The organism is Microbacterium sp. STN6, assembly GCF_026410545.1.
Taxonomy (GTDB): domain Bacteria; phylum Actinomycetota; class Actinomycetes; order Actinomycetales; family Microbacteriaceae; genus Root112D2.
Genome location: NZ_JAPMIT010000001.1, coordinates 577778 through 589730 on the forward strand (window position 1 = coordinate 577778; position 11953 = coordinate 589730).

The 11953-nt window shown below is 66.2% G+C and carries 14 protein-coding genes; 13 read left to right on the forward strand and 1 reads right to left on the reverse strand.

What is annotated here, in order from left to right; genetic code table 11:
- Positions 1-43: 43 nt before the first annotated feature.
- The 13 genes from OSC27_RS02615 to OSC27_RS02675 all read left to right on the forward strand — a co-directional run bounded on the left by OSC27_RS02615 (position 44) and on the right by OSC27_RS02675 (position 10852).
- Positions 44-742: an L-threonylcarbamoyladenylate synthase gene (locus OSC27_RS02615; protein WP_267179853.1), complete on the forward strand. Its 699-nt coding sequence runs from the start codon at positions 44-46 to the stop codon at positions 740-742.
- Entirely contained in the window at positions 739-1971 is a 1233-nt protein-coding gene (locus OSC27_RS02620; protein WP_267179854.1) for an MraY family glycosyltransferase, read from the forward strand. The genes OSC27_RS02615 and OSC27_RS02620 overlap by 4 nt, the downstream gene beginning before the upstream one ends.
- Positions 1968-2462, forward strand: coding sequence for a hypothetical protein (locus OSC27_RS02625; RefSeq protein WP_267179855.1), 495 nt, complete (start codon positions 1968-1970; stop codon positions 2460-2462). Before OSC27_RS02620 ends, OSC27_RS02625 begins: the two co-directional genes overlap by 4 nt.
- A gap of 160 nt (positions 2463-2622) precedes the next feature.
- The gene (gene atpB / locus OSC27_RS02630) at positions 2623-3417 is read left to right on the forward strand and encodes a F0F1 ATP synthase subunit A (protein ID WP_267179856.1); all 795 of its coding nucleotides are present in this window, start codon (positions 2623-2625) and stop codon (positions 3415-3417) included.
- A 49-nt stretch (positions 3418-3466) separates the two neighbouring features.
- The gene (atpE, locus tag OSC27_RS02635; RefSeq protein WP_267179857.1) at positions 3467-3706 is read left to right on the forward strand and encodes an ATP synthase F0 subunit C; all 240 of its coding nucleotides are present in this window, start codon (positions 3467-3469) and stop codon (positions 3704-3706) included.
- A 25-nt stretch (positions 3707-3731) separates the two neighbouring features.
- Complete coding sequence (locus OSC27_RS02640; protein WP_267179858.1) at positions 3732-4286, forward strand: F0F1 ATP synthase subunit B; 555 nt, start codon at positions 3732-3734, stop codon at positions 4284-4286.
- Entirely contained in the window at positions 4286-5083 is a 798-nt protein-coding gene (locus tag OSC27_RS02645; protein WP_267179859.1) for a F0F1 ATP synthase subunit delta, read from the forward strand. The genes OSC27_RS02640 and OSC27_RS02645 overlap by 1 nt, the downstream gene beginning before the upstream one ends.
- Positions 5084-5150: 67 nt before the next feature.
- On the forward strand, positions 5151-6788 hold the full coding sequence (gene atpA, locus OSC27_RS02650) for a F0F1 ATP synthase subunit alpha (RefSeq protein ID WP_267179860.1): 1638 nt from the start codon (positions 5151-5153) through the stop codon (positions 6786-6788).
- Positions 6789-6831: 43 nt separating this feature from the next.
- On the forward strand, positions 6832-7731 hold the full coding sequence (locus tag OSC27_RS02655; protein WP_267179861.1) for a F0F1 ATP synthase subunit gamma: 900 nt from the start codon (positions 6832-6834) through the stop codon (positions 7729-7731).
- 36 nt (positions 7732-7767) lie between these two features.
- Positions 7768-9237, forward strand: a complete 1470-nt coding sequence (atpD, locus tag OSC27_RS02660; RefSeq protein WP_267179862.1) for a F0F1 ATP synthase subunit beta — start codon at positions 7768-7770, stop codon at positions 9235-9237.
- A gap of 2 nt (positions 9238-9239) precedes the next feature.
- On the forward strand, positions 9240-9503 hold the full coding sequence (locus tag OSC27_RS02665; protein ID WP_267179863.1) for a F0F1 ATP synthase subunit epsilon: 264 nt from the start codon (positions 9240-9242) through the stop codon (positions 9501-9503).
- A 4-nt stretch (positions 9504-9507) separates the two neighbouring features.
- Positions 9508-10083: an AAA family ATPase gene (locus OSC27_RS02670; RefSeq protein WP_267179864.1), complete on the forward strand. Its 576-nt coding sequence runs from the start codon at positions 9508-9510 to the stop codon at positions 10081-10083.
- A gap of 1 nt (position 10084) precedes the next feature.
- Entirely contained in the window at positions 10085-10852 is a 768-nt protein-coding gene (locus OSC27_RS02675; protein WP_267179865.1) for a YaaA family protein, read from the forward strand.
- 382 nt (positions 10853-11234) lie between these two features.
- Here the strand turns inward: OSC27_RS02675 and OSC27_RS02680 are convergent, their stop codons facing one another.
- Positions 11235-11840, reverse strand: a complete 606-nt coding sequence (locus OSC27_RS02680) for a DNA-3-methyladenine glycosylase I (RefSeq protein ID WP_267180407.1) — start codon at positions 11838-11840, stop codon at positions 11235-11237.
- Positions 11841-11953: the final 113 nt, after the last annotated feature.

Here is an 11953-nt window from a genome sequence, read left to right on the forward strand (position 1 = left end):
CTCACAGAACCGTGAGCGGCTTCACAAGTATCATGGTGCCGACATGGCACCCACATACGACTGCTCGCTCGAGGCTGAGCTCCTCACAGGAATGCGACTCGCCCGCACCGCCATCGGGCGCGGCGAGCTCGTGGTGTTCCCCACCGACACCGTCTACGGCATCGCCGCGGACGCGTTCGATGCGTCCGCCGTCGGCCGCCTGCTCGAGGCGAAGGGCCGCACCCGGCAGTCACCGCCGCCCGTGCTCATTCCCGGCCTGCCCACGCTCGACGCGCTGGCCGAGCACGTGCCAGACGTGGTGCGCCGCCTCGTCGACGCCTTCTGGCCGGGCGGACTGACCGTCGTTCTGCCCGCGCAGCCCTCCCTCGTGTGGGATCTGGGGGAGACGCGCGGCACCGTTGCCCTGCGGATGCCGGACGACACGATCGCGCTCGAACTTCTCGCGGAGACCGGCCCGCTCGCCGTCTCCTCCGCGAACCTCACCGGCCAGCCCCCTGCCGACACCGCCGCAGCCGCCGAGGCGATGCTCGGCGAGAGCGTCAGCGTCTACCTCGAGGGCGGCAAGCGCCCCGCAGGTCGTCCGGCCGACGCGCCGCCGGAGCCGTCGTCCACGATCGTGGACGCGACGGCCCTCGTGACGGGAACGGGCGGTTTGCGCATCCTGCGTCACGGCGCCATATCCGACGAGCGCATCCGCGAGATCGCCGGCGACGAACTCGATGAGGATCAGACCGGCTCGTGACCCTCCTCCTTGTGCTGTCCATCGTGTCGGCGGTCATCACCTTCGGGCTGTCGATCGCGGTGCGGCGACTCGGAATCCGCTTCCGGCTGTACCCGAAGATCCGCGAGCGGGACATGCACACCACACCGACTCCGCGACTGGGCGGAGTCGCGATGTTCGGCGGCATCATCTGCGCGTTCGCGGTCGCGTTCGCCATCGCCTCCCGGTTCCCCGTTCTCAACGTCGTCTTCGCCGACCCGACGCCGGTGTTCGCCATTCTCGGCGGGGCGCTGCTCATCGTCGTGATCGGTGTCATCGACGACCTGTGGGACCTCGACTGGATGACGAAACTCGCCGGCCAGTTCGTCGCCGCGGGCCTCGTGGCGTGGCTCGGCGTGCAGATCTACTCCCTGCCGATCGGCGGCGTCACGGTGGGCTCGTCGTGGATGAGCGTGAGCATGACCGTGATTGCGATCGTGCTCGTCATGAACGCCATCAACTTCATCGATGGCCTCGACGGCCTCGTCGCCGGGGTCGGCCTCATTGCCAACGGCGTCTTCCTCATCTACGTGTACCTGCTCACGCGTGAGACGAACCCGTCGAACTACTTCAGCCTCTCCGCGGTCATCGCGGCGATCCTCGTCGGGGCGTGCGCCGGCTTCCTGCCGCTCAACTGGCACCCGGCCAAGCTCTTCATGGGTGACGCCGGAGCGCTGCTCATCGGCCTGCTGATGGCGGCATCCGCCATCTCGGTCACCGGCAACATCGTGCCGTCGACGATCTCGGAGTTCGGGCGTTCGCAGCTGTTCCCGGTGTTCATCCCGATCATCCTGCCGTTCGCGGTGCTGATCGTGCCGATCCTGGACTTCACACTCGCGGTGCTGCGCCGGCTGCGCGCAGGCAAGAGCCCGTTCAGCGCCGACCGCAAGCACCTTCACCACCGGCTCGTCGACATGGGGCACTCGCGCCTGCACGCCGTGCTCATCTTCTACGCCTGGACCGCCGTGCTCTCGATCGGCTGCCTGCTCTTCTACTTCCGCCCGTACTGGATGGCGGTGGTGTTCATCGCGGTCGGCGTGATCGTGTGTGCCGCAGTCACGTTCGCGCCGCTCAGCCGCAGGAAGGCGCGCGAGGTCGCCGCCGAACTCGCGCCGGCCGGTACGCCCGAGGGTGACGCGAGCGCCCACCTCGACCGCCTCGACCGCGCCGCGAGCGAGGCGCACAGCCCCAACCCAAGGAGAACGCCGTGACCGACCCGACGAATGCCGAGCCGGAGCCCGTCGCACCCCGACCCGTGCCCAGTTCCAACGCGGTGCTGACCCGCATCCTCAAATATGGTGGGATGCTGGCTGCCGCGATCGTCGTCGTCGGAGCGATTCTCGGCTACATCTTCGTCGGCTGGCCCGGCGTGACGAGCGCGCTCATCGGCACGGCGATGGCTGTCGTGTTCCTCAGCATCACGGCCATCAGCATTCTGCTGGGCAATCGGTTCGCGGGGAGCGACCTGTTCGTTGGCGCCTTCTTCGGCATCGTGCTTGGGTCGTGGTTCGTGAAGTTCGCGCTGTTCCTCGTGTTGTTCTTCGCGCTGCGGGGGCAGTCGTGGCTGAACCCCACGGTGGAGTTCCTGTGCCTCGTCGCGGGCGTGGTCGGATCGCTCGTCGTCGACGTGCTCGTCGTGACGAAGAGCCGCATGACCTACGCTTCCGACGTCAAACTGCAGGGTGAAGACGAGAGCCACTGATCGATCTTCGATTCGTCGGCGGGCCATATTTCTTGTAGAGTAAGGGGGATTCCCCGCCTTGTGCTGCGATGCGTCGCACCCGGTATGGCGTCACACTTTTCCGCTGCCTTGAGCGAAGCTCGATGCCTTGAAACAGGAGATAGCGCTGTTAGCTAACGCTGTGCACCTGCTGGTCCCGACCGCGGGCGTTCCCCCCTTCGTCGGTCCGGATATCGATGAGTTCTTCCCCCCTGCGGTTTTCTTCGAGGGCACGGCCTTCGAGATCAACCGCATCATGCTCATCCGCTTCGCCGCGGCCATTGCCATTCTGCTGCTCTTCTGGATCGGCACCCGGCGCATGCGCGTCGTTCCCGGTCGCTTCCAGAGCGTGATCGAGATGGGCCTCGACTTCGTTCGCGTCAACATCGCGGAAGATCTGCTCGGCAAGAAAGACGGCAGGCGATTCCTGCCGCTCATCATGGCCATCTTCTTCACGGTGCTCGTCATGAACTTCACGGGCGTCGTGCCGCTCATGAATATCGCCGGCACCTCGGTGATCGGCGTGCCCCTCCTGCTCGCCGTCGTGGCCTACGTTGCCTTCATCTACGCAGGCTGCCGCAAGAGCCCCGCCAACTTCTTCCGCAATGCGCTGTTCCCGCCCGGGGTTCCGTGGCCGCTGTACATCCTCATCACCCCGCTCGAGTTCCTCTCGACCTTCATCGTGCGACCGTTCACTCTCACGCTGCGTCTCATGATGAACATGATCGTCGGGCACCTGCTGTTGGTGCTGTTCTTCACGGCGACGCAGTGGTTCTTCTTCGTCGTACCCGGCTTCGTCAAGGCGATCGGCGCGGGCACCCTGGCATTCGGCTTCGCCTTCACGGTGTTCGAGCTTCTGATCATCGTCCTGCAGGCCTACATCTTCGCCCTGCTCACCACTGTCTACATCCAGCTCGCGCTGGCTGAAGAGCACTAATAAGCGGCTCGGCACCCGCCGATCACCGTCATCACGGAAGGAAACCCACGTGGACGCAACAACCGTTCTCGCTGAGATCAGCGGCAACATCGGAACCGTTGGCTACGGCCTCGCAGCCATCGGCCCCGGCATCGGCATCGGCATCGTCGTCGGCAAGACGGTCGAGGCCGTGGCCCGCCAGCCAGAACTCGCCGGCCGCCTGCAGGTGCTCATGTACATCGGTATCGCCTTCACCGAGGCGCTGGCATTCATCGGCATCGCCACTTACTTCTTCATGGTGGCCAAGTAGCTCGCTGAGCATTTAGGGAGACATGATGCTTCACGCGATTCGCGTGGCGGCTGCCGAGCACAACCCGCTCATTCCGGCGCCGGCCGACCTCATCTGGGCCACGCTGTGCTTCCTCGTCATCCTCTTCTTCTTCTGGAAGATCGGGCTGCCCCGGTTCACGAAGATGCTCGATGAGCGCTCCGCGGCCATCGAGGGCAACATCGCCAAGGCCGACGAGGCGCAGCAGAAGGCGGAGTCGCTGCTCGAGGAGTACACCGCGCAGCTCGCCGACGCGCGCGCCGAAGCCGGCAGAATCCGGGAGCAGGCGCGTGAAGACGGCAAGAAGATCCTCGCCGACCTCAAGGAGCAGGCCACGAGCGAGGCCGCGCGGGTGACCGCGAACGCTCAGGCGCAGATCGAGGCAGAGCGCCAGGCGGCCCTTGTATCACTGCGCAACGAGGTCGGCTCTCTCGCGCTCGATCTTGCTTCGGGTGTGATCGGGGCCTCCCTCGCCGACGACACGAAGGCGGCGGGCATCGTCGACCGTTTCCTCGCGGACCTCGAGGCAGACGAAGCACGTAAGGCAGGGTCGAACACGTAATGGGCAGCGCCACCAGGCACGCATTGACCGCCGCGAGGGCCACGCTGGGCTCTCTCGACGGCTCGGTCGACCTCCAGACGGCCCTCGATCTGTTCTCCATCGCGCGAGTGTTTGGCGAGAATGCGCAGCTTCGCGCGGCTCTCGCCGATCCGGCGGCCGCGTCTGAGGACAAGTCACGGCTGATTGGTCGCGTGTTCGACGGCAGGCTGGCTCAGAACGCTCTCGCCCTGGCCACGAGTGCGGTGGAACAGCGGTGGTCGAACCAGGACGAGCTGCTCGCCGGCATCGAGGAACTCGGCATTCGCGCCGCATCGCTCTCGGCGGACTCCGCCTCGTCGATCGAGAAGGAGCTGTTCGCCTTCGGTGAGGCCGTCGCTTCCGACGCGCAGCTGGAACTCGCGCTCGGCTCCAAACTCGGCCTCGACGACGCCAAGGTGGCCCTGATCGGCCGCCTGCTTCAGGGCAAGGCGTCCGAGGAGACCGTCGCGATCGTGCGTCAGCTCGTGCTGCAGCCGCGCGGGCGCAGCACTCGCGTCGCGCTGCGGCAGGCCGCATCCATCGTCTCCGATCAGCGGGGTGAGATGGTCGCCGTCGTGACCTCGGCGGCACCCGTGGCACCGGAACAACTCGACCGGCTCGCCGCGAGCCTGTCGGCCCAGTACGACACGAAGCTCACGCTGAATCTGGTCATCGACCCCGCGGTACTCGGCGGACTGCGCGTGCAGGTCGGCGACGACATCATCGACGGAACGATCGCAACGCGTTTGAACGACGTCAGGCAGAAACTGGCCGGCTGACCCGCCGAACCCGTCGCCACACAGACATTCGGGACACACCAGTCCCACATGAAAAAGGGAACGAAAGATGGCAGAACTAACGATCAGCCCCGATGAGATCCGCGATGCTCTCAAGGACTTCGTGGGTGCGTACGAGGCCAAGAAGGCGAGCGCGACCGAGGTCGGCCACGTCATCGATGCCTCCGACGGCATCGCGCACGTGGAGGGTCTGCCCGGCGTGATGGCGAACGAGCTCATCCGCTTCGCCAATGGCGTGCACGGCCTCGCGCAGAACCTCGACGAGAACGAGGTCGGCGTCATCGTGCTCGGCGAGTTCAACGAGATCGTCGAGGGCATGGAAGTCACGCGCACAGGCGAGGTGCTCTCGGTGCCCGTCGGCGACGGCTACCTCGGCCGCGTGGTCGACCCGCTCGGCAGCCCGATCGACGGCCTGGGCGAGATCACGTCCGAGGCGCACCGCGCGCTCGAGCTGCAGGCGCCGGGTGTCATGCAGCGCAAGAGCGTGCACGAGCCGATGCAGACCGGTATCAAGGCCATCGACGCCATGATCCCGATCGGTCGCGGCCAGCGCCAGCTGATCATCGGCGACCGCCAGACCGGCAAAACGGCCATCGCGATCGACACAATCATCAACCAGAAGGCCAACTGGGAATCGGGCGACGTCAACAAGCAGGTGCGCTGCATCTACGTCGCGATCGGTCAGAAGGGCTCCACGATCGCGGGCGTCAAGGGCGCCCTCGAGGATGCCGGCGCCATGGAGTACACCACCATCGTCGCGGCTCCGGCCTCCGACCCCGCCGGCTTCAAGTACCTCGCGCCGTACACCGGCAGCGCCATCGGCCAGCACTGGATGTACGGCGGAAAGCACGTGCTCATCGTCTTCGATGACCTGTCGAAGCAGGCGGAGGCGTACCGCGCCGTGTCGCTGCTTCTGCGTCGCCCGCCGGGACGCGAGGCGTACCCCGGCGACGTGTTCTACCTGCACTCGCGCCTGCTTGAGCGCTGCGCGAAGCTCTCGGACGAGCTGGGTGCCGGTTCGATGACGGGCCTTCCCATCATCGAGACCAAGGCGAACGACGTCTCCGCGTACATTCCGACCAACGTGATCTCGATCACCGACGGCCAGATCTTCCTGCAGTCCGACCTCTTCAACGCCAACCAGCGGCCGGCCGTCGACGTCGGCATCTCGGTCTCGCGCGTGGGTGGCGACGCACAGGTGAAGTCGATCAAGAAGGTCTCGGGAACGCTGAAGCTCGAGCTCGCGCAGTACCGTGCACTCGAGGCTTTCGCGATGTTCGCCTCTGACCTCGACCCGGCCAGCCGCCGCCAGCTTGACCGCGGCGCGAGGCTGACCGAGCTGCTGAAGCAGCCGCAGTACTCGCCCTACCCGGTCGAGAACCAGGTCGTCTCGATCTGGGCAGGCACGAACGGCAAGCTCGACGAGGTCCCTGTCGACGACGTGCTGCGTTTCGAGCAAGAGCTGCTCGATCACCTGGCGCGCAACACCCAGATCCTCGAGACGCTTCGTGAGACGAACGTGCTCAGCGACGACCTGGTCTCCGAGCTCGACTCCGCGGTTGACGCGTTCAAGCTCGAGTTCCAGACGGGTGAGGGCAAGCCGCTCGCCTCGGTCGGTCGTGAGGAGTTCGAGGCGATCGCCGAGGAAGACGTCAACCAGGAGAAGATCGTGAAAGGTCGCCGGTAGGCGACCCATCCGTCGGTCATCAGGTAATTAGCACAGGAGAGACATGGGAGCGCAACTTCGGGTCTACCGGCAGAAGATCAGGTCTGCCCAGACGACCAAGAAGATCACCCGGGCCATGGAGCTCATCTCTGCCTCGCGCATTCAGAAGGCGCAGGCGAGAGTGGCGGCGTCTACCCCGTACGCTCGCGCGATCACGCGTGCCGTCTCCGCCGTGGCCACATACTCGAACGTGGAGCACGTGCTCACGACCGAGCCCGAGAAGATCGAGCGGGCGGCCATTGTGGTCTTCGGTTCGGACCGAGGGCTGGCGGGGGCGTTCAACGCCAACGTGCTGAAGGAATCCGAGCAACTTGCCGAGCTGCTGCGCAGTCAGGGCAAGGAGGTCGTGTACTTCCTCGTCGGCCGTCGGGTCAGCTCGTACTTCCAGTTCCGCCACCGCGCGGCTGAACGGGTGTGGATCGGTGGAACGGATTCGCCCGTCTTCGACATGGCCCAGGAGGTCGGCCAGGCCCTGCTGGCGTCGTTCCTGCGGGATTCTGCGGATGGCGGCGTCGACGAGATCCACATCATCTACAACCGCTTCGTGACCATGCTCACGCAGGTGCCGGAAGTGGTGCGCCTGCTGCCACTCGAGGTCGTTGAGGGCGTGGAGGAGCCGGGGGAGCACGAACTGCTGCCGCTGTACGAGTTCGAGCCCGACCCGGAGACGGTGCTCGACGCGCTGCTGCCGGTCTACATCGAGAGCCGCATCTTCAATGCCCTGCTGCAGTCGGCGGCGTCGAAGCACGCGGCCACACAGCGGGCGATGAAGTCGGCGAGCGACAATGCCGACAAGCTGATCACCACATACACGCGTCTTGCGAACAACGCGCGGCAGGCCGAGATCACGCAGCAGATCTCCGAGATCGTGGGCGGGGCCGACGCGTTGGCCTCGACGAAGTAACACCTTTTGCTTGAAGAGAAGAGAAGAGACAGAGCAATGACACCGACCGCAACCGCGCAGACCCCGGCCGCGCCTGAGGCGCAGGTCGCCGGCGTCGGCCGCGTCGCCCGCGTCACGGGCCCCGTCGTCGACATCGAGTTCCCGCACGACGCGATCCCGGGCATCTACAACGCGCTGAAGACCACCATCACCATCGGCGAGAACACGCAGGAGATCACGCTCGAGGTCGCACAGCACCTCGGTGACGACCTCGTGCGGGCGATCGCGCTGAAGCCGACCGACGGCGTGGTTCGCGGGCAGGAGGTGCGCGACACCGGTGCCGCGATCTCCGTTCCCGTCGGCGACGTCACCAAGGGCAAGGTCTTCAACGTGATCGGCGAGGTGCTGAACGCCGAGCCGGGCGAGAAGATCGAGATCACCGAGCGCTGGCCCATTCATCGTGAGGCGCCCGCGTTCGACCAGCTCGAGTCCAAGACCACCATGTTCGAGACCGGCATCAAGGTCATCGACCTTCTCACCCCGTACGTGCAGGGCGGCAAGATCGGCCTGTTCGGCGGCGCGGGCGTCGGCAAGACCGTGCTCATCCAGGAGATGATCCAGCGCGTCGCGCAGGACCACGGCGGCGTGTCGGTGTTTGCGGGCGTCGGCGAGCGCACGCGTGAGGGCAACGACCTGATTCACGAGATGGAAGAGGCGGGCGTCTTCGACAAGACCGCGCTTGTGTTCGGCCAGATGGATGAGCCGCCGGGAACGCGTCTGCGCGTCGCCCTGAGCGCGCTGACCATGGCGGAGTACTTCCGCGATGTGCAGAAGCAGGACGTGCTGTTGTTCATCGACAACATCTTCCGCTTCACGCAGGCAGGCTCCGAGGTCTCCACGCTGCTCGGCCGCATGCCGTCCGCCGTGGGCTACCAGCCCAACCTGGCCGACGAGATGGGTCTGCTGCAGGAGCGCATCACGTCGACCCGTGGCCACTCGATCACGTCGCTGCAGGCCATCTACGTTCCCGCCGACGACTACACCGACCCGGCACCGGCGACGACGTTCGCGCACCTGGACGCCACGACCGAGCTCTCGCGTGAGATCGCTTCGCAGGGCCTCTACCCGGCCGTCGACCCGCTGGCCTCGACCAGCCGCATCCTCGACCCCCGCTACCTGGGCGAGGACCACTACCGCGTCGCGACGACGGTCAAGCAGATCCTGCAGAAGAACAAGGAACTGCAGGAGATCATCGCGATCCTCGGCGTCGACGAGCTCTCTGAAGAAGACAAGGTCACGGTCGAGCGCGCCAGGCGCATCCAGCAGTTCCTCTCCCAGAACACCTACATGGCGAAGAAGTTCACGGGTGTCGAGGGTTCGACTGTTCCGCTCAAGGACACGATCGAGTCGTTCGACGCCATCTGCCGCGGTGACTTCGACCACGTCGCCACCCAGGCGTTCTTCAACGTCGGCCCGATCACCGACGTCGAGGAGAAGTGGGCGCAGATCCAGAAGGAGAACGGCTGAGCATGGCCTCGCCGCTGAAGGTCTCACTCGTCTCGGCGGACCACGAGGTGTGGTCCGGCGAGGCGAGCATGGTCGTCGCCAGAACGACGGAGGGTGAGATCGGCATCATGGCCGGTCACGAGCCCATGCTCGCCATCCTCGCCTCGGGCCAGGTTCGCCTGACCCTGGCCGAGGGTGCGCCCATCACGGCGGATGCCGAGGATGGCTTCCTGTCGGTCGAGAACAACACCGTGACGATCGTCGCCGGCCGGGCTGAACTGGTCTGACGACGTGAGCGACGCATCCGCCCCTCTTGTTCGCCAATTCGGCGACCTCGCGGTGCCGATGCTCGTCGCCATGGCGGGCCTGCCCGGCACAGGCAAGTCCACCATTGCCGAGGTGCTTTCCGCGCGGATGGGCGCTGGGATCGTCTCGGTCGACCCGATCGAATCGGCAATTCTGAGTGCCGGCATCGACGCGGACCAGCCAACCGGGCTCGCGGCGTATCTCGTGGCCGAGGCCATGGCAGAGCAGACGCTCGCGTCCGGCCGATCGGTGATCGTCGACGCGGTGAATGCGGTCGAGCCGGCGCGCATGCAGTGGCGCGAGCTCGCCGAGAGGGCGGGAGTCCAGCTTCGGGTGGTTGAGGTCGTGTGCTCCGACGCTGAGCTGCACCGGCAGCGCCTGGCAAAGCGGGTGCGCAACCTGCCGCATCTGCACGAGGCCTCGTGGCGAGCGGTCGAGCAGAGCGTCGAGGGGTACGAGGAGTGGCGCGGACCGAGCGGCACCCTGCCCCGGGTCACGGTGGATTCGGCTCTCCCGCTCGGCGAGAACGTGGAGATCGCCCTCACGTTCCTGACGAGCTGACGTGCTCGTTCTGCTGCCGCCCTCCGAGACGAAGCGGGAGGGCGGCGATGCTGAGCGGGCGCTCGACCTCGATCGGCTGCGCTACCCGAGCCTGACGCGCATCCGCCGCTCCCTGGTGAGGGCGGTGTCGAAACTCGCGCACGACGAGGCGGCCACGATCACCGCGTTGCGGCTCGGTCCACGGCAGCACGGCGAGGTCGAGCGCAACCGGGTCATCGCGTCGGCGCCGGTCATGCCGGCCATCGACCGGTACACGGGCGTGCTGTACGACGCCCTCGACGCCGCAACCCTGAGCGAGGCGGGGCGCGCATCCGCGGAACGTCACCTGCTGATCCACTCTGCGCTCTTCGGCCCGGTGGGGGCGCTCGATGCGATTCCCGCCTATCGATTGTCCTGGGATTCACGGCTGCCGGACACCCGGCTGGCGTCAGTGTGGGCGGGGGCTGTCTCAGAGCAGCTCGGCAGGCATGACGGCCTCATCGTGGACCTGCGATCCGAGGGGTACGCGAAACTCGGCCCGCTTCCCGAACGCCCTGACGCCGTTTACGTGCGCGTGGTGTCGTCTGACCCGTCACGCCCTCGGCCGCTCAACCACTTCAACAAGCGCAGCAAGGGCCTCTTCGTCAGGGCGCTGATGGAGCGAGGCGAGCCTGTCGGCGATGCGGACGACCTCGTCGCCTGGGCCGCGCAGGCCGGCTTCACGTTGCGCCGCGCGGAATCGGGGGAGCTGCACCTCGTCGAGGTTGCTGCCGTCAGTGGCGCAGCCTGACGCAAGGCCAAGCGCGCTGACATCGCCGCGCACCGGCGATGAGGTTGCACAAGGGGGTGCCCAACCCTGCAAAAATGAGTTATGCTCATCGAGGGTGATCTGTGTCAAGATCCTACTGTTCACGCGAGCCGAAGGAGGCGCCAGCCGAGGGGCCCTCGAGCGCATTGACCGCTCGAATGGTCACCCCACCAAGACTGTCGGGCCGACGGATCGGCATCTCCTTCAGTGCTCAGCACTGCAAGGAAGCGCGACAGCTCAAGCACGTGATGACAGTCGAGAATCCGCCTGCGGTCGGGCACGAGCGGACGCTGGTCATGGAGCACGTGAGAAGCTGATCGTAGCCATTGCCGTCGTCGGCCCGACTTTCCTTTCTTGTTCGGTCTCAGAGTGAACGCCAGCAGCCCGTGACATGGTCGTCGAGCATCCCGCACGACTGCATGAGCGCGTGCATGGTTGTCGGCCCCACGAAGCGAAAGCCGCGTCGGCGCAGCTCAACGCTCATCGCGACCGATTCTGGCGTACGGGTGACGAGATCGCCGAGCGATTCGGGGCGGGGCCGCACCGGAGTGGGCGCGAAGCTCCAGAGCAGGTCGCCCAGGGGGCGGTCGAGCTCGAGAGCGGCCCGAGCGTTGCCAATCGTTGCCTCGATCTTGCTTCGATTGCGGATGATGCGTTCGTCGGCAAGAAGACGCTCAACGTCGTCTGCCGCCATTTCGGCAACCTTGTGCACGTCGAATCCGTGGAAGACTTCGCGGAAGTGCCCACGTCGCTTGAGGATCGTGATCCACGAGAGACCGGCCTGGAACCCTTCGAGGCAGAGCGATTCGAAGAGCGCGACGTCGTCGTGCTGGGGCGTGCCCCACTCCTCGTCGTGATATCGCCGGTACTCGGCGTCTGCCGCGGCCCAGGAACAGCGCTGGCGCCCGTCGTCGCCGGCCACGAGCGCGGCGCGCGGCGCATCCGCTGTTCTGGTCTGTGCACGTGTCATGGTCGTCTCGCTGCCTGTCATGCGCTCGACGCTACCGGCCCCTTCGCTGGGCAGGTGAGCGCCGGCTCTGGCGGTGGAGAGGGCGGATGCGCTGGCCGCTGTGGAGGATCGGT

Bases quoted from the DNA above. Each gene is read 5' to 3' on its own strand.
- OSC27_RS02655 (WP_267179861.1), top strand. From the start codon at position 6,832: ATGGGAGCGCAACTTCGGGTCTACCGGCAGAAGATCAGGTCTGCCCAG.
- OSC27_RS02615 (WP_267179853.1), top strand. From the start codon at position 44: ATGGCACCCACATACGACTGCTCGCTCGAGGCTGAGCTCCTCACAGGA.
- OSC27_RS02665 (WP_267179863.1), top strand. From the start codon at position 9,240: ATGGCCTCGCCGCTGAAGGTCTCACTCGTCTCGGCGGACCACGAGGTG.
- OSC27_RS02680 (WP_267180407.1), bottom strand. From the start codon at position 11,840: ATGACACGTGCACAGACCAGAACAGCGGATGCGCCGCGCGCCGCGCTC.
- OSC27_RS02645 (WP_267179859.1), top strand. From the start codon at position 4,286: ATGGGCAGCGCCACCAGGCACGCATTGACCGCCGCGAGGGCCACGCTG.
- atpA (WP_267179860.1), top strand. From the start codon at position 5,151: ATGGCAGAACTAACGATCAGCCCCGATGAGATCCGCGATGCTCTCAAG.
- atpD (WP_267179862.1), top strand. From the start codon at position 7,768: ATGACACCGACCGCAACCGCGCAGACCCCGGCCGCGCCTGAGGCGCAG.
- OSC27_RS02640 (WP_267179858.1), top strand. From the start codon at position 3,732: ATGCTTCACGCGATTCGCGTGGCGGCTGCCGAGCACAACCCGCTCATT.